The 23,037-nt window shown below is 37.7% G+C and carries 16 protein-coding genes and 2 pseudogenes; 12 read left to right on the top strand and 6 right to left on the bottom strand.

Features of this window, described 5'->3' with window-relative positions:
* Window positions 1-188: 188 nt before the first annotated feature.
* The 3 genes from JEU79_RS14315 (at window position 189) to JEU79_RS14305 (ending at window position 3,440) form a co-directional block, all read left to right on the top strand.
* A complete protein-coding gene (locus JEU79_RS14315; RefSeq protein WP_198264639.1) occupies window positions 189-1,211 on the top strand; it encodes a serine/threonine protein kinase in 1,023 nt (340 codons plus the stop codon).
* A 90-nt stretch (window positions 1,212-1,301) separates the two neighbouring features.
* Complete coding sequence (locus JEU79_RS14310) at window positions 1,302-2,861, top strand: serine/threonine-protein kinase (RefSeq protein WP_281400914.1); 1,560 nt, start codon at window positions 1,302-1,304, stop codon at window positions 2,859-2,861.
* A gap of 114 nt (window positions 2,862-2,975) precedes the next feature.
* Complete coding sequence (locus JEU79_RS14305) at window positions 2,976-3,440, top strand: FHA domain-containing protein (protein ID WP_198264637.1); 465 nt, start codon at window positions 2,976-2,978, stop codon at window positions 3,438-3,440.
* 139 nt (window positions 3,441-3,579) lie between these two features.
* On the opposite strand, the gene sat is transcribed toward JEU79_RS14305, so the two are convergent.
* From sat to JEU79_RS14270, 5 genes and pseudogenes are all read right to left on the bottom strand, one after another.
* On the bottom strand, window positions 3,580-4,770 hold the full coding sequence (sat, locus tag JEU79_RS14300; protein ID WP_198264636.1) for a sulfate adenylyltransferase: 1,191 nt from the start codon (window positions 4,768-4,770) through the stop codon (window positions 3,580-3,582).
* 265 nt (window positions 4,771-5,035) lie between these two features.
* Complete coding sequence (locus JEU79_RS14295) at window positions 5,036-6,250, bottom strand: FAD-dependent oxidoreductase (protein WP_198264635.1); 1,215 nt, start codon at window positions 6,248-6,250, stop codon at window positions 5,036-5,038.
* On the bottom strand, window positions 6,251-7,207 hold the full coding sequence (locus tag JEU79_RS14290; protein ID WP_198264634.1) for an IS66 family transposase: 957 nt from the start codon (window positions 7,205-7,207) through the stop codon (window positions 6,251-6,253).
* A 281-nt stretch (window positions 7,208-7,488) separates the two neighbouring features.
* A pseudogene (locus JEU79_RS28665) lies at window positions 7,489-8,648 on the bottom strand (IS3 family transposase).
* 15 nt (window positions 8,649-8,663) lie between these two features.
* Window positions 8,664-10,751 carry a 2-oxoglutarate dehydrogenase E1 component gene (locus tag JEU79_RS14270; RefSeq protein WP_198264633.1) on the bottom strand — a complete coding sequence of 696 codons (2,088 nt, stop codon included), beginning with the start codon at window positions 10,749-10,751 and terminating at the stop codon, window positions 8,664-8,666.
* Between the two features lie 209 nt (window positions 10,752-10,960).
* Here JEU79_RS14270 and JEU79_RS14265 point away from each other — a divergent pair, with 209 nt between their 5' ends.
* From JEU79_RS14265 to JEU79_RS14225, 9 genes and pseudogenes are all read left to right on the top strand, one after another.
* A complete protein-coding gene (locus JEU79_RS14265; RefSeq protein WP_198264632.1) occupies window positions 10,961-13,972 on the top strand; it encodes an insulinase family protein in 3,012 nt (1,003 codons plus the stop codon).
* Window positions 13,973-13,979: 7 nt separating this feature from the next.
* Complete coding sequence (locus JEU79_RS14260; RefSeq protein ID WP_198264631.1) at window positions 13,980-14,660, top strand: YciC family protein; 681 nt, start codon at window positions 13,980-13,982, stop codon at window positions 14,658-14,660.
* Window positions 14,661-14,949: 289 nt separating this feature from the next.
* A complete protein-coding gene (locus tag JEU79_RS14255) occupies window positions 14,950-16,932 on the top strand; it encodes a PilZ domain-containing protein (protein ID WP_246540588.1) in 1,983 nt (660 codons plus the stop codon).
* A gap of 17 nt (window positions 16,933-16,949) precedes the next feature.
* Complete coding sequence (locus JEU79_RS14250; RefSeq protein ID WP_198264629.1) at window positions 16,950-17,369, top strand: tetratricopeptide repeat protein; 420 nt, start codon at window positions 16,950-16,952, stop codon at window positions 17,367-17,369.
* Window positions 17,370-17,474: 105 nt separating this feature from the next.
* Window positions 17,475-18,413, top strand: coding sequence for a WD40 repeat domain-containing protein (locus JEU79_RS14245; RefSeq protein WP_198264628.1), 939 nt, complete (start codon window positions 17,475-17,477; stop codon window positions 18,411-18,413).
* 11 nt (window positions 18,414-18,424) lie between these two features.
* Window positions 18,425-18,931, top strand: coding sequence for a transcriptional regulator domain-containing protein (locus JEU79_RS14240; RefSeq protein ID WP_198264627.1), 507 nt, complete (start codon window positions 18,425-18,427; stop codon window positions 18,929-18,931).
* 19 nt (window positions 18,932-18,950) lie between these two features.
* Window positions 18,951-20,108, top strand: a pseudogene (locus tag JEU79_RS14235) (IS3 family transposase).
* A 114-nt stretch (window positions 20,109-20,222) separates the two neighbouring features.
* Window positions 20,223-20,561: a hypothetical protein gene (locus JEU79_RS14230; RefSeq protein WP_198264626.1), complete on the top strand. Its 339-nt coding sequence runs from the start codon at window positions 20,223-20,225 to the stop codon at window positions 20,559-20,561.
* A 128-nt stretch (window positions 20,562-20,689) separates the two neighbouring features.
* The gene (locus tag JEU79_RS14225) at window positions 20,690-21,838 is read left to right on the top strand and encodes a response regulator (RefSeq protein ID WP_198264625.1); all 1,149 of its coding nucleotides are present in this window, start codon (window positions 20,690-20,692) and stop codon (window positions 21,836-21,838) included.
* A 145-nt stretch (window positions 21,839-21,983) separates the two neighbouring features.
* On the opposite strand, the gene JEU79_RS14220 is transcribed toward JEU79_RS14225, so the two are convergent.
* Window positions 21,984-23,036: a sensor histidine kinase gene (locus tag JEU79_RS14220; RefSeq protein ID WP_198264624.1), complete on the bottom strand. Its 1,053-nt coding sequence runs from the start codon at window positions 23,034-23,036 to the stop codon at window positions 21,984-21,986.
* Window position 23,037: the final 1 nt, after the last annotated feature.

The raw sequence follows: 23,037 nt of genomic DNA, 5'->3' as shown, positions 1-23,037 counted from the left end.
TGTCCTATAATTTTAGCAAGCCAAACGCTAATGTCAGTTTCAGATTACAAAGACTAAGCAAAAAATAAGCTACAATTCATTTATAACTATTTGTTTCTAAGTATTCGTAGTCAAACTTAAATTATATAATAAGTCCTTACTCAGTTTTTGCTCAGTTTATCGACTTGAAGGTGATAGATTATTTCATTATGAGTGTTATCAAAGGGTATCAAATACAAAGCATTCTCGCTAAGGGTGGTATGGCAACTGTTTATATCGCCATGCAAGAATCACTGAAGCGACAAGTCGCTTTAAAAATCTTAGATCCAAAACTCGACATGACCTTGTTGGAGCATTTTTTAGATGAAAGTCGCATTATTGCTTCCTTAAAACATCCTAATATTATCCCAGTTTTTGATGTCGGTCGTGTGGGCATTCATTTTTATCATGCGATGGAATATTTAGAAGGTGGTGATTTAGAAACAAGGATTGCTCAAGGTATTGATAAACATACTGTTTTGGAAATTATTCTTGAACTATCAGATGCTTTGCATCTGGTGCATAGCAAGGGTATTATTCATGGTGACATTAAACCAGCCAATATTGTCTTTAGAAGTGATGACTGTCCGGTTATTACTGATTTTGGCATTTCAAAGCGTATCGAACTTGCTTATTCCTCTAGTGAAACATCCAAGGATGACTCGCCAGCCAATATTCTTGCCAGCCCTAGTTATGCAAGTCCAGAGCTTATGCAGAATCAAAGTTTCAACCATAAGGTTGATATTTATAGCTTGGGTGTAATGATGTATGAGATGTTGGTGGGTAGTAAGCCTTATAATGGTGCCTCACCGGCTGAATTAGTGGCTAATAGCATTCAGCAGCCCATTCCCTTATTCCCTGATAATTTGAAATCATTGCAGCCTTTATTAGATCATATGTTGGCAAAAGATCCGGATGAACGTATTGGCGATGCCCGGATGATTTCACGTTATATAAAGAAATATCTACGTGATCATCCTAATACTTCTGAAACAAAAAATCAGCAAAATAGTGATATTGATAATAATGCTAACGGTGATGTGGTATTAGAATATGTCTCTGATTCTAGTTCTAATTCTAGCTCATCAACAAGCCTACCGGAGACAATAAGTTCATCAAAAATGTTATTACCTCTGCTTGTTGTACTGTTTTCTGTTATAGTTGCACTGTCAGTTTGGCACTTTGTGATTTAGTTGCGAGCAAATCGTTTTTTCTATAATGATTTATGGCTTATCCTAGGCTAAATCCTTTTTTGGTTATTAGGACAATAGTTACAATATTATATGAAGTCGATTGCTGGATACAATGTAATAAAACTTCTTGCAAAAGGTGGCATGGCAGCCATCTACCTAGCAGAACAAGCCTCATTACAGCGTCAGGTGGTTCTTAAGTTTTTAAACCCTAAACTTGATGAGGCAATAAAAAAGCGCTTTATCGATGAAGGGCGGATCATTGCCTCTTTAAAACATCCTAATATCATTACTGTTTATGATGTTGTCAGCATTGGCAAAAATAATTTTCTTGCCATGGAATTCCTCCCCGATGGTGATCTGGAAACTCGTCTTTTAAAACGTCTTGATACCTATACTGTACTTGAAATTATCAGTAAAGTTTCTGATGCGCTGCATGTCATTCATAAGCAGGGTATTATTCATGGTGATATCAAGCCGGGCAATATATTATTTCGGGGTAGCTGTCCCTTGCTGACTGACTTTGGTATCTCTCATCGGGTCGAGCCTAAGAAAGAAGTGGATTTGTCTAATGATGAACTCTATGCCAGTCCAACCTATGCTTCACCAGAACTAATACAAGGTAAGCCATTTGATTATCGGACGGATATTTATAGTCTCGGTATCATGATGTATGAAATGTTATTGGGAGAGAAGCCCTATACTGGAAAAACTGAAATTGAAACCATTGCTAATAGTATTCAAGATCCGATTCCCGAACTTCCTGCACCCTACAAAGAACTTCAGCCATTGTTAGATAGTTTGTTAGCCAAGTCACCTGATGATCGTCTTTCAGATACAAAACTAGTCACCCGCTTTATTACGCAATACTTAAAAGATCATCCGGATCTTACACGCTCGTCAGATACCAAGTTAATCGATACTGAGGTCGTGGTGGAATATATTGCAAAAAACAAAAAAAATATGCAGGCGACACAACGAAAAGTATTATTTCTACCTATTTTCTTTTTATTAGCCTTATTAACCAGCTTTTGGTTTTATAAGGATTTATTATGGCAACAGTTTTTTGAAAAAAATATTATCGAGGATACCTCAGGTTTGGTATTAAATGACTCTGATAAACTCAAGGCACAAGAAAAAAGCAATTTAGATGCACAACTTGAAGCATTACGAGTCCAAGCAGTAGAGCAGCAGCATCTGGAGCAAAAAACTTTACTTGAACAAACAAATTTTGAATTGTCCAGAATAAAAAAAGAGCTTGAAATACAGAAAAAATTAGCACACCAAAAGCGCCTTAATAAGAAACACACTATTAGTAAATTACTCAGCAAGGGTAATAATTCATTAAAAAAATACCAATTAACCACCCCGTTGAACGATAATGCCCTCTATTATTTTCAAAAAGTGTTGGAATTAGATAGGAAAAACAAATTGGCTAAAAAAGGCATTAACGATGTGGTTTATCGCTATGAAATATTAGCCAGAGCTGAATTGGAAAAATACAATTACCAAAAAGCACAGGCACATATTAGCCGTGGTTTGAGCATTGATACCAATAATGAAAGACTGATTGAACTGCAAAAAGAAGCTAATTTACAAAATGAGCCAAAGCGGGTACTTAATAAAGTGAAAAGTTTTTTTAATAATTTGTAATAAATAGTTCTTCATCAAGGTAAATATCGAAATAATGGTCTATTATTAACAAAAATATTTATAAAACGTGTTTTTACACGAATTTGTTAAGAAATTATTTGCTTGGGAGAAAAAATGAGACTGGTTTTACGATTTGACGGGCAGGATGTTCAGGAATTTGTTCTGGATAAAGCAAGAATAACAATTGGTCGAACCCCTGCGAATGATATTGCGATAGATAATCTTGCAGTCAGTACACATCATGCCACTATTCATGACACGGACGATGGGGTGATACTGGAAGATATGAAAAGTACCAATGGTACTTTTGTCAATGATAAGAAGATTATCCAGCAGAACTTAAATGATGGGGATATTATTGGTATGGGTAAACATCAGATCATATTTTTCCATCAATCTATTTTTAGTACCGCAGGCTCAGACGATCAGAGTGAAGCTACTGTCATGATGTCGGCTGATTTTCAACAACAACTTCAAGACGAGTTATCAAAAAGTAAAGTGACCCAGCGTACTACCAGTAGAACGAGTCGCAAGCCTTTAACTTTCTTTCAGAAATTTAAAGCATTCTTTGGTTTTTAGAGGCTGCTAGGATTGAGCTGCTATGGTTTTAGATCATAGCTTGTAAAATATCATAGCTTGTAACGTTTAAGTAAAGCAAAAAAAAGGCCTAATCTATTGCTAGATTAGGCCTTTTTTTTGCTGCTTATGAAGCGCTCAATTACTTGATGCTTTCATAGTAGTCCATTAAGATTTGAGCGACTTCAGGACGTGAGAACTCTTTAGGTGGCGCAATGCCATTACCTAACATTTCACGTACCTTAGTACCTGATAACAATACAAAGTCATCCTTAGTATGATCAGGTGCTTCACACATCATAACAACTTTATCTAATTTCTTAGAATAAGCAGTGTGATCAGCTTTGAAAATCTCAATTTCTAATGCGCCTTCAGGGACGTCATTATCAAAGATAGTTTGTGCATCAAATGCACCATAGTGATCACCAACACCAGCATGGTCACGACCAATGATGAAGTGGGTAGCACCCATGTTTTGACGGAAAAGAGCATGCAATACGCCTTCACGAGGACCGGCATACAACATATCAAAACCGTAACCGGTTACCATGGCACTGTTCTTAGGGAAGTACAATTCAACCATCTTACGAATAGCGGCATCACGTACCGGTGCAGGAATATCGCCGGGCTTAAGTTTACCCAATAACATGTGAATGACTAAGCCATCACACTCTAAACGATCCATTGCCATGTGACAAAGTTCTTCGTGTGCCAGGTGCATTGGGTTGCGTGTTTGGAATGCAACAATTTTGTTCCAGCCGCGTTCAGCAATTTCATTACGAATTTCAACGGCAGTACGGAAAGTATCAGGAAATTCAGTGATAAAGTAAGAGAAGTTTAATACCTGGATAGAACCTGAAAGACAGACTTTACCTTGTGCAACAAAGGCATCAACACCCGGGTGTGCTTCATCAGGGCTAGGGGCATAGACTTTTTCAGAAATCAAAGCGATATCGTCATCACTGAATTCTTCAACAGCTTCAACATCCATTATTGCCAGAATAGGGTTGCCATCAACATTGGGATCTTTAAGTGCAATACGATCACCGGCTTTAATATTGCCAGCATCTTGAAGTAGGTTTAATACTGGTGTTGGCCAGAAAAGACCTGAAGTGGTTTTCATATCAGTCGCAACTGATAAGGCATCAGCCTTGTTCATATAACCTGTTAGCGGGTTAAAATAACCAGCGCCTAACATAACCGCATTTGCTGCTGTGGCAGAGCTAACAACGATAGAAGCAAGACCTTCTGCTTCCTTTTGTAAGGCTTCGTTTTTAGCTGAATCATAAACGAATAACGGGTTTAGTTCATCCGACCCATGAGGTTTGATCATATAGTTTCTCCAAATCTTCAAATAACGCATCGGCTCATCCAATGCGGGCTAAATTTTTTTAACCGTGAAAGACTAGCGCATTTACTGATAATTAGTATTGATATTTATCAACTATTTAAGCAATTGCTTAATAAGGCGCATCAAACACGATAAATTAGTGACATGGATTCTACCAGAAATAAGAGGCTATTGGGGAAAAAATAAGCCATTTTAATGATATTTAGATTAGCCTAATATACTAATCAAATTCAGGCGTGGAAACTCATTAAATTTTGCTTTTTCTCTGTTTTATATGTATTGCCCGACCAGAAACGGCCAGTGATGCCTCATGATAGGCTTCTGAAAAAGTAGGGTGGGCAAACATCATTAAAGCGATATCTTCAGCGCTAGCTCCAAACTCCATACTAATGACTGCCTGAGCAATTAATTCTGAAGCTTGAGAGCCTAATATATGCACACCTAAAATTCTGTCAGTTTGTGCATCGGAGATGATTTTAACCATGCCTGGGGTTTCGTTTAAAGCCTGAGCACGACCACTGGCAGCAAAAGGAAATGTGCCAATTTTATAGTCAATTCCAGCTGCTTTAAGTGCTTGTTCTGTTTTACCCACCCAGGCAACTTCAGGGTGGGTATAGATGACCGAGGGGATTAGATCATAATTAACTTCACGGAAGCGACCGGCAATTAATTCAGCAACCATCGAACCTTCTTCAGAACCCTTATGTGCCAACATAGGACCACGGACAACATCACCTATGGCATAAACGCCAGGAATTGAAGTTTGACAATGTTCATTAACATGTACGAAGCCGCCTTCGTCGATGACCAGACCCATTTCGTCATTGGACAAATTTTCACTATTGGGTTTCCTCCCCACTGCAATAATTAATTTATCAAATTTCTCGCTATGCTCACCTTCTGCATCCGTATAACTCACCTGTACGGATTTTTTGATCTTCTTTGCATTCAGCAAACGGGTGTTAAGGTTGATATTTAAACCCTGGTTTTGAAATAGTTTGAGACTTTCTTTGGCGACAAATTGATCGGCAAAGGCTAGGAAAGTATCCTGTGCTTCAAAAATGGTGACTTCTGAGCCCAAGCGTTTCCAGACACTGCCTAATTCCAAGCCAATAACACCAGAGCCAATAATGCCGAGTTTTTTAGGCACTTTGTTAAATGCCAAGGCGCCCGTAGAATCGACTATGAATTCGTCATCAATGGGGGCAATCGACAAATTAACTGGTGACGATCCCGTCGCGATAATAATATGTTTCGTCTTAAATCGTTGCTCCTTCTTATTATGCAGAAGCACTTTAATTTGTTTATCGTATTGTGTTGAGTCATCAGTCGTTTTGTTTTGTATTTCAAATGATTCAATCAAGGCCTGACCTTGAATCCAGTCAATTTTGTTGGACTTAAATAATGATTCAATACCGAAGGTTAGGGTATTAACGAGTAACTTCTCAATAAGTCTGTGCATTTAAACAGCACAAACTTTACCTTTCAGCAACTCAGGCAGATATGGGATCAAATTTCTCTTGCTGATCCGGTCATTAATAAAATCCCAGAATGAAATTCCTTGTTTCAAACAAGTTTTCTTTAAACTGACAAAGGTATCTCTGCAAAGTTGCCCATCCTTTGAGCGTGTACTACCACTAATTTTACGCTTAATAACATATTCTCGAATATCATTTTCACTCAAATTATTATGAAGAGGAATATCAGGCCGTTCCAATACCAGCAGTAATTCTGTTTTATTTCTTGCCAATCGTTTCAGTGCCTGATTCAACGTTTCAAAGCTTGTTTTAGTCCGGCACAATTCATCAAAATGTTCAGCAATCGCTGACTTCAACGGATCATCTGGCTCAAGTTTATATTGTTTGAGATCATAAAATAGTTCCCAAATCTGAGTATGTACCCAGTTCAGTTCTTTATCATGTCGCTCATTGAGTGGTAGTATCCGCTGAAACACTCTGTCTGCATGTATCCAACATAATGCGTGCAACAAAATATCAAATTGTCCTGCATCATCACTCACAATCACCAAATCACTTGGAAAGCCACTGTTAATTAATGCCCCCAGTAAAGCGCCTTCTGTGGCAATGCGAACATGCCGTTGTGTTATGATACTATTGTTCTGCAGATAGTATTTCCAGGCTTCTTCATTATCAAAGCAAGTCTGATGACTTTGTTCAATAACGCTCAATGGCTTGTGAGGTAATTTTTCTGCTCTCATATAATCAAGTGCTGCATCGTTGAGCGTATAATCAACAGCAGCACCTCGTAACAATTGTAGAAAATTAATCCGGCTCTTATATCGAGTACTTGAAAACCAGGCAAAGGTTTCATTGCCAACGTGAGTACAATAACCATTCTTTCCATCATGACGACTACCCGTATCATCAACATGGATATAAGTACTATGATGTGTCAACACTTTTCCGGACAGTTTTCTAAATATTTTTTTTTTTTGGCTGTTTCAAGTGATTTTTGTCATTTTGTATTTCCTATCATTTTAGTTTCTCATGTTAACTTTAAACAGATGAAGAGAAAGGGCTTTGCCCTCTGGAACGATAGAGCCGTTCCATTCACCCAAGGTATTTTCACAACGGTAATGATCCTGTTACAATATCTTCACGGCACAGGCTGAGGAGCCGATGGCCGTCAACGGTAATGGGCGGCATTTATGTCGCCTTTTACCCTCTTCAATCAATCGATTTAAGCTATTTCCTGCTGTATTTCATAATCGACTGGTGACAAATAATCATTAGCCGAATGAAGTCGCTCCCGATTATAAAATACCTCAATATATTCAAATATTGCCTGCTTTGCTTCTACTCTGGTTTTGAATCGACAATGGTGCGTCAATTCAGTTTTCAAACTATGAAAGAAGCTCTCTGATACAGCATTGTCCCAGCAATTTCCTTTGCGGCTCATAGACTGAATTATGTTATGATCCGACAATATTTTTCTATGACTATCAGAGGCATATTGGCTACCTCGGTCAGTATGCCAAAGCAATCCATCCATTGGTTTACGCTTCCATATGGCCATCAGTAAAGCATCATTGACTAGCTTGGCTTTCATTCGCTCATCCATCGACCAGCCAACAATTTGCCTAGAGAATAAGTCAATGACAACCGCTAAATATAACCAGCCTTCCTTGGTGGCAATATAGGTAATATCACCCACATAGTAGCGATCAGGTTGAGAGACAGTAAACTCTCTTTCCAGTAAATTTGGAGATATACGCTTATTATGCTTGGAATTAGTCGTCGCTTTAAAGCGTCTCTTCGTTTTACAAAACAAACCGGCTTTTTTCATTAATCGACCAATTCTCCGGCGGCTTATATGAACGCCTTTTTCAGCCAGTTTTCTTTTAAGACGACGGGTTCCATAAGTCTTGCGACTGTCTTCAAACAGTTTTTTAGCTGCTCAGTAAGCGCTTCATTTTCTTTCTCTCTATCCGTTTTAGGAGAGCTAACCCAATCATAATAGCAACTACGGGAAACATCCATAAAACGGCACAGAATCGTTACCGGGTAATCTTTAGCCTGATCAGTTATCCATGCGTACTTCACAAAGTTTCCCTTGCAAAGTACGCTGTGGCCTTTTTAATAAATCACGCTCCTGAATCACTTTTGCCAATTCTTTTTCAGACGTTTTACTTCATCATAAATGTGTTCATCACTTCTATTGGCTACCGTCTTCACCGGTTTGGAATATTTACTGATCCAGGTATGTAGAGTATTTACATTAACACCTAGCTCCCTGGCAGTCTGAGAAACGGGTTGATCCGTCTCATTAGCTAATTTGACAGCTGATTCTTTAAATTCTGATGTATAGCTTTTATTCGGTTTTTTTGTTTGATCATTCATTTTAGGTCACACTTTTTAGTTATAACCATATTCAAAGGCTAATACGGCTTCTTCTGATAATAATGAATCAATGACTAGAAAATCACCTATCTGAGCTTGGTCATCGTCTTTTAATTGCCCATCTTTTAAATGCTTGAGCGGTACCCAAGCTTGTTTTTTTAATTGATTGTGCCAAACCACGTGGCGATGAAAAAATGTGCCACGACCACTATCCTGACCCGACAAGCGTACATTATAACCATCATTCACCAGGCTGGCATAGGCAAGCGTTTCTGCATAACCCCAGTCCAGAGGCAATGCACCAGCAGTCATTTTATGCCGATCTACAATAATTTTTTCCACACGTGGATGGCGCTCAAAACCTTTAGGAAGCACTTCAAGTTGATCCATAAGCAATTTGATGGTCTCAACTGTAATCGAGCTTTTCACTGCCTGACCCAATGCATTGCCCGTATATTTTGACCAATGAAAAATAATAGAATCATCACTTTGGCTACTGATATTGGGGGCGACACATAAACCGGCTTCAACTTTATTTCGGTATTCCTCTTTCAGTTGTTCGGCTTCCTCAGCAGTAAAAATTTGTGCTTGTTGCATTTTTTTTACATAAATTTCCCGAGTGGTGGGTAATGCTTTGATCAGTTTATACATCATGGGCTGTGTTGCTGATGGCTCATCCGCTTCATTATGGCCATGACGGCGATAGCAAATCATATCAATGACCACATCTTTTTTGAACTTCATGCGATAATCCAGAGCCATCTGCGCTACAAATACCACCGCTTCTGGATCATCACCATTGACATGAAAAATTGGCGCATTAACCATTTTTGACACTTCAGTACAATATTGAGTTGAGCGCACATCCATGACATTACTGGTCGTAAAGCCAATTTGATTGTTGATGACAATATGGATCGTACCCTTGGTGGAATAGCCACGAGCCTGCGACATTTGAAAGGTTTCCATCACTACACCCTGACCGGAAAATGCAGCATCACCATGAATTTGTATGGGAATAATTTGATCGCCGGTTTTATCAAAGCGGCGATCCTGCCGAGCACGTACAGAACCTTCAACAACGGGAGCAACAATTTCTAAGTGAGAAGGATTAAATGCCAGAGTCAAATGCATGGCAGAATGGGTGGTGGTAATATCTGAGGAAAATCCCATGTGGTATTTCACATCCCCCATGTAATCCCCGGTATCTTTTTTGCCTTCAAATTCATCAAATAATTCACTAGCAGTTTTACCCAGTATGTTGATCAAGACATTTAAACGACCCCGGTGTGCCATACCAATTACGGTTTCTTTGATGTTATAACTGGCTGATTTTTGCACTAGTTCATCTAATAACGGAATCAGGGACTCAGCGCCTTCAAGTGAAAAACGTTTTTGCCCGACATAACGTGTGTGCAGATATTTTTCAAGACCTTCAGCCGCAGTTAAACGACGTAAAATGCGCTGCCTGGCTTTGAAATGTAAATCCGGTAAATTAGTGACACTTTCTAGCTTCTGTTGTAACCAACGTTTTTCATTGGTGTCACTGATGTGCATATATTCAGAACCAATCGTATGGCAATAGGATTGCTGAACAATGAGTAATATTTTTGCCAGACTGGCACGTTCATCGGTATTTAATGAACCGGTATCAAACTCACGACTTAAATCAGCTTCACTTAATTGATGATAACTGAGTGTCAGTTCTGGAATATTAGTCTCATTGGTCGCATACAGGGGATTAAGATTGGCCTTGTAATGACCCAGAATACGATAAGCATTAATAAGTTGCAGGACCTTAACCTGTTTACGTTCACTGCTGATGTCAGGGCAACTATTGTTAGTTATCGTGTTACCGCTTATAGTCGCTCGACTAGCTTGTTTTCTAAATTGTTCTCGAATAGTTGAGTGTGCTGTTTCTTTGACTGTATTGCCTGTCTTGTTCGCTTGTAGTGAAAGGGTATCAAAGTGATTCCGCCATTGTTGATCAATGGCTTCAGGATTATTAATATAAGCTTCATACATGTATTCAAGCCAGACTGCATTATCACCATCCAACCATGAACTTGCTTGTTTATTCTGCATATTATCGGAATCAGACATGGAAATACCAACGTTTTTCTGTATTCAGTTAATAATAGATGTAAAACGTCTATTTAACATGATTTTTTATTAAAAAACTCAGTTTTTTGGTTCGATATGACTTTTAAAGCACCAATTTTCGTGCCACCCCTTATCTTTGCTTGAAATTATCCATATCTGATACCATATCTAAATTTTACTTAATAAAATAATCTGGAGTACAGTCTGGAATGACCGTTGCCACTGAAGTTCAAAGCTCTGAATCATATCAAGATAATAATTTACCAGTCCAAGCCTGCCACGAATCATTTACCTGGATACGCAGTGAGAAGATTGACTCCTTAGATATTGTTGTCAATCACTACGAACATAAAAATACCGGTGCGATGCACTACCATATTGATGCAGACAATGATGAAAATGTTTTTTTAGTGGCATTGCGGACTATTCCAACTGACTCGACGGGTGTTGCCCATATTCTTGAACATACGGCTTTATGTGGTAGTAAGAAATATCCAGTGAGAGATCCTTTTTTCATGATGATTCGGCGTTCCTTGAATACCTTTATGAATGCCTTTACCAGTAGCGACTGGACTGCTTATCCTTTTGCCAGTCAAAATCTTAAAGACTTTAATAATTTGCTGGATGTCTATCTGGATGCGGTTTTTTTCTCCAGACTGGATAAATTAGATTTTGCTCAGGAAGGTCATCGCTTGGAATTTGAAAAGGCAGATGATATTAATTCAGATTTGCAATTTAAAGGCGTAGTGTTTAATGAAATGAAAGGGGCAATGTCTTCTACGGTGAGTGCTTTATGGCAATCGGTGAGTAAACACCTCTTTCCAACCGTAACCTATCACTTTAATAGTGGTGGTGAACCTACTGATATTCCTGACTTAAGTTATGATGAGTTAAAAGAATTCTATCGTGTTCACTATCATCCCAGCAATGCGGTGTTTATGACTTTTGGCGATATTCCTGCTGCGGTGCATCAGGCAAAATTTGAAAATCAGGTGCTGAATCAATTTGAACGACTGGATAAAGTGATTTCGGTTAAAAATGAAAAGCGCTATTTTTCACAACTCAATATTGAAGAATCCTACCCTCTGGATGCCGAAGAAGATCAAAGTAATAAAACCCATTTAGTGATGGGCTGGTTATTGGGGCAAAGTATTAATCTTGAACAACAATTGGAAGCGCAGTTTTTAGCCAGTCTATTACTGGAAAATTCCGCTTCGCCATTGATGCAAGCACTTGAAACCACTGAATTGGGTAATTCACCTTCACCCCTCTGTGGTCTGGAAGATTCCAATAAGGAAATGAGCTTTATTTGTGGTTTAGAAGGCAGTGCTCCAGAACATGCACAAGCTTTTGAACAATTAGTCATTCGAGTCTTAGAAGAAGTCGCTGAAAAAGGTATTGCTGAAGAACAAATTGAAGCAGTCTTACATCAATTAGAAATGAGTCAGCGGGAAATTGGTGGTGATCATTATCCCTTTGGCTTGCAAATTATTCTTTCTAGTTTATCGACTGCGATGCATCGTGGCGATGTGATTAGTCACATGAACCTTGATAAGGCCTTAGAGAGTTTGCGTGAGAAGGCTAAAGAACCTGATTATGTTAAGCAATTGGTGCGTTCACAATTATTGAATAATGCTCATCGTGTGAGAGTGATCTATAAGCCTGACACTAAATTAGATCAACGTCGTACTGAGGCTGAAAAACAACGTCTGGCAGACATTAAAGCGTCATTAAATGATGCTGAAAAACAACTTATTGTCACTCAGGCAGCGCAATTAGAGCAACGTCAAAATGAATTAGAGAGCAATATTGAAGAAATTCTCCCTAAAGTCACCATTGATGATGTGCCTGAAGATTTCAAAATTCCACAAAACTTGGAAGATTTTTATCCCTTAGGTTATTCAAAGCTCAAAGTATCACATTTTAATCAGGGCACTAACGGCCTGGTTTATCAACAATTGATTCTTGATATGCCTGAATTAACGGCTGAAGAACAGCAATATCTGCCTTTGTTTAATTATTGCTTTGGTGAGTTGGGCTGTGGTGATAAAGATTATCTACAAATGCAGGTGTTGCAGGCACAAATTTCCGGCGGTATTCATGCCAGTGGTAGCTTGCGTGGCAAAGCAGATGACGAGCAAATTGTTCAAGGCTTTTATAGTGTTTCCGGCAAGTCCTTGTTACGCAATCATGCAGCGATGACAGCCTTATTGAAAGAGTCTTTTGAAGCGATGCGTTTTGATGAAACTGATCGCATTAAAGAGCTCATTGCTCAAATCAGAACGCGTAAAGAAAATAGCATTACCGGCAGTGGTCATTCATTGGCCATGCAAGCAGCGTCTAGTGGGATGAATCCTGTGGCTCAGTTGACGCATAAAACCCGTGGTTTGGCGAGTATTGCCTTTATTAAAGCTTTGGATAATAGCATCCAAAGTGATGATAAAGCCTTGAAAGAATTATGTCAGATATTACAAACAATACACACTAAATTAAAATCAGCTCCGGCGCAATTTTTATTGATCTGTGAAGAAGAAGCGTATCAAAGTTGCTGTGATGATATTTTACAACAATGGTCTAATACTGAATTAAAAACAATTGCGCCTGAAAGTAGTCACTATTTGAATTTCGATGCAATAAAAGAATATGTTAAACAAGCCTGGCTGACCAGTACTCAGGTAAACTTCTGTGCCACAAGCTATGCTACAGTCCCTGTGGGACATAAAGATGCGGCTGCTTTGACTGTGTTAGGTGGTTTTTTAAGAAATGGTTATCTGCATCGTGCTATTCGTGAACAGGGCGGTGCCTATGGTAGTGGTGCGAGTCAGGATTCTGCCGGTGCTTGTTTTAAATTCTTTTCTTATCGAGATCCAAGATTAACGGATACTTTTAAGGATTTTACTCAATCCCTACAATGGTTAATTGACACCGAGCATGAGTATCAAGCACTAGAAGAAGCTATTTTAGGTGTGATCAGTAGTGTTGATAAACCGGGTTCACCAGCGGGTGATGCCAAGCAAACCTTCCATAACAATTTATATGGCCGGGATGCAGAACAACGCAAGAAATTTCGTCAACAAATCCTGGCTGTAACAATTGATGATTTAGTGCGTGTAACAAAAACCTATCTTATCGATCAAGCTTTCAGTATGGCTGTTGTGAGTAATCACGAACACGAAAAAGAATGCCTTGAACTTGATCTGGAAATTATAAACCTAGCCTAATATAAATATGACACAGACATTTAAAGAAGCATTTTATTTTTTTCGCAGTAATGTATTAAAAATATTAACCTATACCTTTGCGATTGGTCTTTTGGTGCTATTAATTGCACAATTGCTTATCCCGGTTTTTTTTGATGGTGTGAGCGCTGAAGAAATCAATCAGGAAAGCATTAGACCTTTTGCTCAACTCATGAATTTAGTCATTCAACCCATTTATACTGGCGGTTTGATAGTGCTTATTTATAGTTTGGCAAAGGAGCAAGGAAAAGGGGTGTTGAATAGCTTGTATGCGGGTGTTCTGCGCTGGCCCTATATGTTGTTGGCGAATGTGATCACCTCATTTATTATATTTGGTGGTTTATTATTATTTGTCTTACCGGGAATATGGTTGTTTAGCCGATTATTTTTAGTGCCGTATCTGGTTATTTTAAAAAATAAGACACCATTTGAAGCAATTATTGATAGTTTTAAGCTGACGAAGGGCTATAGTTTAACCATTTTGATTGATATCATTATTCTAGTGATGTTGTTTGTTGTTGGTTTTGTCTTTATCAATTTAGTGCAACTGGCCAATCCTATTATTTTGCTGGCTTATATTTTAATATTTCAGAGCATGGCCTACGTGCTCTATTACCGTCATTATGAAATATTAATCAAATCTCCCGTTGAATTGGAACAAACAGATTAGGCTATTATCTAATGACCTTATTGTAGACAAAGTCATAAATTAGGCTATATTTAAGTAGGCAGGGGCTAATAAACCCTGTTTCAGATAAGAAAAACAATAAAAAAAGCACTTAAACATTATAAAGCGTATGCCCATTGTAACTAATCCAAACAATGTTATTGAACAATCTATCCATTTGATTTTAAATAAAGTCAGCAACCCCGTTGACGACTATCAACCCAGTATTTTTCCCTTAGGTTATTTTGTTAAGCGTAAAGAGCCACGCTTATTGTATGTCATGCCCTTGACAATGATTTATCAGGGCAAGAAATTCATTGTTAAAAGTAAAAATATTTCCATTAATGGTTTACAAGTCTTCCTGCCCAGAACTTTTATTGAATCCAATCAAAAGGTACAAATTAGCTTTGACAAGTTTATAGAAAACCAAAATTCATTGATTGGTGGTGTGGATCAATTTACGCCTTATGAGAATATAGACTATCTTATTCGAGACGTGAAACATCTAGGTGAAAAAACCTACTTAAGTTTAACCCAAGTTAATTTATCACCCGTCACCAAGGATTTCTTTAAACGCTTTATTGCAGGTAATCGTCTACGTTATAAAATTGATGCAACGGATAGAATTTTTGCCTCTAAAGCTCAGTATTATGAAAAATTATATTCAGTCAATATGCAACATGTGCCAATGTTTATTCATTGGCAGCCTGAACAAGGCTTTTATATTGATACGCTGATAAAGACGGCTCACAATGAAGATTTTTTTAATTATATTTGTGATAAAGAACAAAAACTACAACTGGATGCTTTGTGTCTACCACAACGAATAGAGCAATTTGCCAAAATGGCACCAGAAAATGAATCAGCCATTTTATTTTCTTATTGGGAAAATGATAAGTTTCATACGGTTTTTGATTTTGAATTAAATACTGATAAATCAGCTAAGGATAAGCTTCAAGCTATCTCACAAATAACTAATAAGCTTAAGTCTTGCCAAGGAAGAATTTATAAAATTTTAACCAACCTCAATAAAAAGCCTGTGGCTGAAAAAGTCACTGCAATGCTGGGAAAAATTCAAAAAATAGATGCGATGGCATCAAGGATCATTGACAAACGTGCTTCAGAATCTATTGCTCAGGTAATTTTGGTTGATATTACAAAAATATTCACGCGTCAAACACTTTTTTTTAATGATTTAGAGTTTAAAGAAGGTGAATCTCTTGATCTGAATGTCATCTGTGAGAAACAAAAGCTTAGAATGGCTGATGGACATCTTATTGAAGACTATCAACAAGGTGAATTACAATTACCTGACATTGTAAGTTTTAAAATCGATCATCACCGCTACGATCCTCGCTATCAATATGAAATGCGTATTACAGTTAAGTTCGAAGAGCAAAAATATGCGGCAAAAACAATCGACTTTTCTCGTTCTGGTTTAGGCCTGGTCATACAACAGGAAGTAAATATTCCTCAGGATGCGATAGTTGAAATTAGTTTTTCCAGTTTAATGATAAAAGGCATCGTCACCCAATTAGAAAACATCTCTCATCGGGTTATGATTTCAAGAAAAACCGATGAAGGCTTATTTTTAGGACTTATACGTAATACGAATCTATGTCATCGTAGTATTAATCAATTTTTTACTAAGCTGGTTAAGCGTAATAAAGGCAAATTGGAACTCTGTATTCAAGATAAAGTGGATACAGTGAATACCTTGTTTTTTGAAGCCTTTGTGACTGAAAATATTCAAACCATTCCAGTTGTACTTGCCCGTGATAAAAACAAACAACATTATGTGAGAGAGGTTGGGATTACACAAAATCCTTGTCCCCTGGCAGAAAAACTATACATTGATGGTCAGGGTTATGATTTCCATTTTTTAACAACGGAATTGCGTCGTAATGAAATTCATCAACGTGCACTTAAAGCGACTGATAAAAATGATCAAAGCTTTATGTTATTTTTATTTTTAGAAGAAGATGAGCAGGGTAGAAAGCACTTTACATCGATTACTGACTTTGAAATCATCAACGATGCAGAGCTTGAAGAATTTATACGTTATACTTTACAAAATAAAGGACTTTGTATACACATACGCTTCATGAATAATTTGGTTGTTGATACACTTTATCGTAATATGACCTTGGATAAAGTTGAGCAGCTAAATAAAGCTTCGGCGAAACTATTAGCCCAGGAATATAAAGATATCATTGGCTTTGCAGAGATGCTTGATTTAACTGATATATATCACCAACTTTACCAATACAAGTAAGATAATAAAAAATTAATATGCCTAAATTACAAGAAAAAATATTTAAAAAAATTGAAATATTTAATAGCCAAGCTGATGAATTAATTGCTCAGGAAGAGTTTCATGAAGCCGTTAAAAGCTATCAAAAAGCCTGGAATGCCTTGCCTGAACCCAAACAACTCTGGGATGCTGGTTTATGGATAAAGGTGGGACAAGCAGAATGCTTACTTGCTTTAGATGACTTCGATACGGCAAAACAAAAATTATTAGATGCGATGCTCTGTGCTGGAGCAGTGAGTAATCAATTAGTGCATTTACTTCTGGGAATTTGCTATTATGAATTAAATGATAAAGCCAATGCTAGGATCGAATTACAAATAGCCTACGATCTGGAAGGTGATACTGTGTTTCATGAAGGTGATGAAAAGTATCGTGATTTTTTAAAAGCTAATGTTTAAATAATTAACATAATGAACTAATAAAATATGTCCCTACGTCCTATATCAATATTGTTCTTATCGATAATCGTTTTTTTTCTATCGGGTTGCTTTGGTGATCCGGCTTTGAAAACTGTTGAGCACAATGAGAATGCCCTAAGTATTACCTTATCGCATGATGGTGATTATGTCTTATTAGCACGTTCACAAGGTTATGTTGAGTTATTAAGCACAGAAACAAATAAAGTCATTGCCCAATGGCAACATGATCAATCTCCTAAGGCCGGCGTCATTGCCGCTGATTTTTCAAGTGATAGCAAGTTTGTGGTCACTGCAGAGCAAGGCACAATGGCATTGTATAGCTTGGCTGAGAAAAAAGTGCTGTATTTCTGGTCAATGGATGATATTCGCGATATAAAGCTATCAAGTGATGGTGAATATGCACTGGTTTCTAGTCGAGATAAATCTGGCAAATATCCTCTGTATCGTATCGTTTATTTCCATTTAAGAACAGGTGGCATCAAATATGGCTTTTATCATGATGACATCATCAGTAGTGTCGCCTTATCAGCGGATGGTCGGTATGCCTTATCCGGCTCAGATGATGGTAATGCGCGCTTATGGGACTTAGAAACAGGTGAACTAAAATATACTTGGCCACATCAATCTAAATCTTCTAAAGTGCTAAAAGTGTCTAAAGTGGCACTTTCACCAGATGGTCAATATGCCATGACCAATGGTGCATCGGATGGTGTCTATATCTGGGATACCCAAAGCGGTAAGCAGGTGCATCGTTTGAATAAAATACGTGCTACGGTTGCATCTGCGGTTTTTTCACCCGATAGCAAAACCATTGCCACGGGCTATAGCCGTGAGGAAATCATTCTTTGGGATGTCAAAAGTGGCAAGAAATTACGCAATTGGAAACCCAAGCGCCGCTATATCTGGCAGTCTTCACTGGCTAATGTCACTACCATGAGTTTTAAACGTGATGGGTATAAAAATAAGCCAGTCTTATTGAGTGAAACGTCCCGTGGAATACTACAGTTTTGGCAATTGCCCTAGACTAATCATTTATGCAAACAAGTGATCAGTCATTAGATACTTATGCCTATACCCGTGACTTAAAACAACAACAGTGGGCATGGGAATTCTTGCGTAGAAATTCTGATTATCAGAAAGATTATCAATGGTTTATTCAACTTTGGCGTAGTTTAGAAAAAGACTATGGTTGTGCGCCGGACGTTGACTATCAAGCCTGGAAACAAGATCCCCGCTCTTATAAAATAATTGATATAAACTCTGATGCGGATGGTAATTGTGCCATTTCAGACGATAAATTACTCATTGAATGCTGGATGGGCAATAAATGGGGCTTTTATCAATTTCCTGTCTCACCTGAACTTAATGCCTTAGAAGTGGATATTACCTGGCGTCCTCTCCCAGTAGATTATCATGCACCTGATAATCATTCTTGTGATAAAGATAGCTCACTCAATAAAAGTAAAATTCATCATGACATAAGCTTTGATCTCTATAGTGGACCCCGAAAACTGGACAATAGGTTAAGATATAAGAGCTAACCTAACGGGGAACAAAAAAATGAGCACAAAAAGAAAAACATTCAACAACAAATTTAAAGCAAAAGTAGCCATTGAGGCTTTGAAAGGTCAAAAACAGTCGCAGAAATTGCGTCAGAATTTGAAGTGCACACCACCCAGGTCAATAGCTGGAAAAAGCAGATGCTTGATGGTGCAGCCGATACTTTTTCAAAAAAAAAATTAGAGAATAAAGATGCTGAACATGAAAAGGAAAAAGAACACCTGTACAGCCAAATAGGTCAACTAAAAGAGAGGCTGACTGGCTGTCAAAAAAGTTGAAGATGTTCAACTGAGTAGAGCAGAAAAGCGGTGTTGCATAGAAAAAGAGCACCCTCAGTTGAGCATCAAAAAACAATGTGAGCTTATCGGCCTGAACCGTTCAAGCTATTACTATCAACCTAAAAAGCCTCTGCAAAATAAAGATTTAACATTAATGAATTTGATTGATGAGTTGTACATAAAACATCCATTCTATGGCAGTCGTCAAATTCGTAATGCATTAAGATTGAAATGTTATAAAATTAATCGTAAAAAAGTTCAACGGCTTATGCGGATCATGGGATTGGTTTCAGTGGCACCAAAACCCAATACCAGCAAGCCTTGCAAAGTAAATAACCTCTATCCATATTTGCTCAAAGGAATTGATATTAATAGGAATAACCAGGTTTGGTGCACAGATATCACGTATTTACGGATGCCACATGGATTTGTCTACCTAAGTGCTGTTATGGACTGGAGTAGCCGTTTTGTGCTGTCCTGGGAAGTGTCAACCAGCATGGAAGAAAGCTTTTGTATCAGTAGTCTGGAAACAGCACTGCGACGATATGGAAAGCCAGAAATCTTCAATACGGATCAAGGTGCTCAATATACTAGCAGAGCATTTACAGGTGTTCTAAAGGCCAATGATATAAAAATCAGCATGGACGGCAAAGGCAGAGCAATGGATAACATTATGATTGAACGACTCTGGCGAAGTGTAAAATATGAGGAAATTTACCTCAAGGATTACCAAAGTATTGATGAGCTAAAGAGCTCATTAAAGGAATATTTTGAGTTTTACAACCATGAACGACCACACAGTACACACGGTGGAAAAACGCCTGCAGAGATCTATGGCGTGATGAAAGAAGTTGTTCCAGACTTAAAACGGGCAGCATGATGAGAGGATAATCAACTTTACTGGCAACCGCCTTGTCCACATATCCACAGGCCAAGCCAGTAGCCCTGAGATATATCGCAAGCGTCTCTGGACTACTGGCAGACCTGTGGATATGTGGATAAGACTAATACTATAAATAACCAACAGAATTATATCTTAATATTTGAGAAAGCTGTCTTGACAATGGGGTCCACTGTACTCAGCAAATCATTAAAAGAGCAACTAGAATCAGCCAAACACGAAGTATTAATTGCCCAAAGACGTTTGCGAAAACGGGGCGAGTTACAAGCTTATACTTTAGAAGGAAAAAAAGTCATTTGGCGATCTTGCCTTGAGTTTATTGATACTCATGTCATGCCGGAGAATTGTGAGCAGAGTGCTGATTTATTAAGTGCTGAGTCGGACTACTTTTTAGCTCATTATTTGAACACCTTAACGTTATTAACAAAATAAGCGCAATAGTGCTTCAAAATTTGTGTTATTTATTTTATATTATGCTCCATGAAATATACATTTGGCTTTAAATCCGACTACTTCTATTACATATAATAATAAAAAACAATAATTAAGGAAGCCTATAGATGCTAATTCAATCCGCCCTGATTGTGGATGATTCTCAAATGGCACGTATTGTGTTGAAGAAACAACTGGAAGCAAAAGATATTTTTGTAGACATGGTCGATTCAGGTGAACAAGCCCTTGAGTTTTTACGGTCTAATTATCCCGATGTTGTTTTTATGGATTGTCTTATGCCAGGCATGGATGGTTTTGAGACCACTCGGCAGATTAAGAATAACCCCGAAACAAAAAATAATACTATCGTTATTTGTACTGGAAAGGAAGCCGATGAAGATAAGCAACGGGCTAAAGATATGGGCGCCTCAGACTATATGTGTAAGTCATCATCACCAGAACCCCTACAGGCGGTACTTAATAACTTAAAAAACATCAATAAACAATCACTTACGCTAGATACTCAATATTTAAAAGAAAATTACATTCAGATTAAGGCGCTGGATAAAGTCTTATCAGAACATCTTAAACACTTTGATTTTAGTTTTCTTATTAATAAAATTGCTGAACTTTCAGGTAAAATCAGTGAAGATGTTGCGCTAAAAATAGCTCAGGAAACGGCTGAAAAAATATCAAATGAAGTTTCTTCAACTGTCTCTAATGAGATAGCTAATGAGGTTGCAAACAATATTTCTTTAGCAGGCTTATCGGCATTTTCAAAAGAATTCTCTACTGATTATGATAAGAAAATGCAAAATCTAGCCAGTCAATTTGAAGAAAAAATAATTTTTGCTGTCAAAACCTCGCTGAGGGATATTCATCAATATATTTTACAAAAAGTTGACGATAATAACTCAGAGCAAGATAATGACGCTGTTTTAGCAGATTTAATGACAGAATTAAGAGAGTTAAAGTTTCAAGTTGATCGACTTGAAAATAATAACCATTGGGCTCAGATGATCGAACAAAAGACCCATGAAACCTTGGAAAAGAATTTGGCCATTTATGCCAGCACGATACTTGAGCATCAGTTCGCTCATGATTTAATTGAACAAAAAGTACAAGAAAAACTCACGGAACACAATAATACTTACAAATCTCTACAAACACTAAAAATTAAAGACTCACAGGCAAAACTCTATAGCATTGCAGCCATCATATTTTCTGCGAGTGCTATTGTTTTATCTATTTATTCTTTAATTAGTGCCCATCCGTAAATAGGTTTTTTTATATAAAGAACCGTAGGGTGGGCATGGCTTTATCTGCCCACGCTGACTCAAGCGCTTATTATGTACACTTTCAGCGTGGGCACAAAAAGCGTGCCCACCCTACGGTCTGAGCTATGCCTCTCAAATAAGCCTATCAACTTACAACACTATTATTTGAACGGGGTAAGTTTATGCAAATTCTAAGTCCTGGATGGTTGTCTTGGAATTCAATATTACCCTTGTGCAAGTTAATGATGGCAGAAACAAGACTCAAACCAAGACCATTACCCTGATGATCACGGTGTTTTTCAAGTCGATAAAATGGCTCTAATACTTTCTTATGTTCACCTTCTGGTATGCCTATACCTGAATCTGCTATTTCTATTCTAATATTATCAGTACTGTTTTTATTAATACAACAAATATCAACACTAATATTACCCTGCTTTGGCGTGTATTTTATGGCATTATCCAATAAATTAGTAAACACTTGAAAGAGCATGTCTCTATCGGCATCAATAGAGTAGGGCGCATCCGTTTTGACGCTTAGGTTAATTTCTTTGTCTTCTGCCAGCGGTTCATAAAATTCAACCACATCTGAAACTAAGCGATCTAATGATAAATGGGTGAAATGCCCCTTGTTGGCACCACTTTCTACTTTATTGATTCTCAGCATGGCATTGAAGGTTGATAATAGATTATCTGTTTCTAATAAAGCTTCACGTATATCATTAGCAGATTCATTATCTGAATTTTTTTCAATGCTTTCTAAGTGCCCACGTAAGCGCGTTAATGGGGTACGTAAATCATGAGCAATATTATTAGATATATTCTGTATTCCTTGCATAAGCTTATTAATTTGATCGAGCATTTGATTGATATTAATTGCCAGTAAATCATAATCATCATCACTACCTCGTGTAGGGACACGTAATGATAAATTTCCCTGACCTATTTCACGGATCGTTTCATTAATAAGATTGATTTTCTTGATGGTACTGATGCCGATAATAAAACCACCGATTGCACCAAGTAACAATATGATTGCAATGCCAGTAATTAAGGAATTAAAAATCATGTGTTCTTGTTGATGAGCAGACTCGATATCAAGACCATTAAGGAGGATTAAATTACCCGGTAGGGGCATGACTAAAGTGCGAGCAGAATGATTTTTTTGTTGGGTAATATTGCTTAAACTTAAATACATC

This window comes from sulfur-oxidizing endosymbiont of Gigantopelta aegis, from assembly GCF_016097415.1.
Lineage (GTDB): Bacteria > Pseudomonadota > Gammaproteobacteria > GRL18 > GRL18 > GRL18.
The sequence above is the reverse complement of the archived record's forward strand: the minus strand, read 5'-3'. Positions and strand labels throughout refer to the sequence as shown.

What these genes read in the sequence shown, in the direction of transcription:
- JEU79_RS14310 (WP_281400914.1), top strand. Translation starts at nt 1,302, where the DNA reads ATGAAGTCGATTGCTGGATACAATGTAATAAAACTTCTTGCAAAAGGT.
- JEU79_RS14240 (WP_198264627.1), top strand. Translation starts at nt 18,425, where the DNA reads ATGCAAACAAGTGATCAGTCATTAGATACTTATGCCTATACCCGTGAC.
- JEU79_RS14315 (WP_198264639.1), top strand. Translation starts at nt 189, where the DNA reads ATGAGTGTTATCAAAGGGTATCAAATACAAAGCATTCTCGCTAAGGGT.
- JEU79_RS14225 (WP_198264625.1), top strand. Translation starts at nt 20,690, where the DNA reads ATGCTAATTCAATCCGCCCTGATTGTGGATGATTCTCAAATGGCACGT.
- JEU79_RS14260 (WP_198264631.1), top strand. Translation starts at nt 13,980, where the DNA reads ATGACACAGACATTTAAAGAAGCATTTTATTTTTTTCGCAGTAATGTA.
- JEU79_RS14255 (WP_246540588.1), top strand. Translation starts at nt 14,950, where the DNA reads ATGATTTATCAGGGCAAGAAATTCATTGTTAAAAGTAAAAATATTTCC.
- JEU79_RS14220 (WP_198264624.1), bottom strand. Translation starts at nt 23,036, where the DNA reads ATGTATTTAAGTTTAAGCAATATTACCCAACAAAAAAATCATTCTGCT.
- JEU79_RS14250 (WP_198264629.1), top strand. Translation starts at nt 16,950, where the DNA reads ATGCCTAAATTACAAGAAAAAATATTTAAAAAAATTGAAATATTTAAT.
- sat (WP_198264636.1), bottom strand. Translation starts at nt 4,770, where the DNA reads ATGATCAAACCTCATGGGTCGGATGAACTAAACCCGTTATTCGTTTAT.
- JEU79_RS14295 (WP_198264635.1), bottom strand. Translation starts at nt 6,250, where the DNA reads ATGCACAGACTTATTGAGAAGTTACTCGTTAATACCCTAACCTTCGGT.
- JEU79_RS14265 (WP_198264632.1), top strand. Translation starts at nt 10,961, where the DNA reads ATGACCGTTGCCACTGAAGTTCAAAGCTCTGAATCATATCAAGATAAT.
- JEU79_RS14305 (WP_198264637.1), top strand. Translation starts at nt 2,976, where the DNA reads ATGAGACTGGTTTTACGATTTGACGGGCAGGATGTTCAGGAATTTGTT.
- JEU79_RS14270 (WP_198264633.1), bottom strand. Translation starts at nt 10,751, where the DNA reads ATGTCTGATTCCGATAATATGCAGAATAAACAAGCAAGTTCATGGTTG.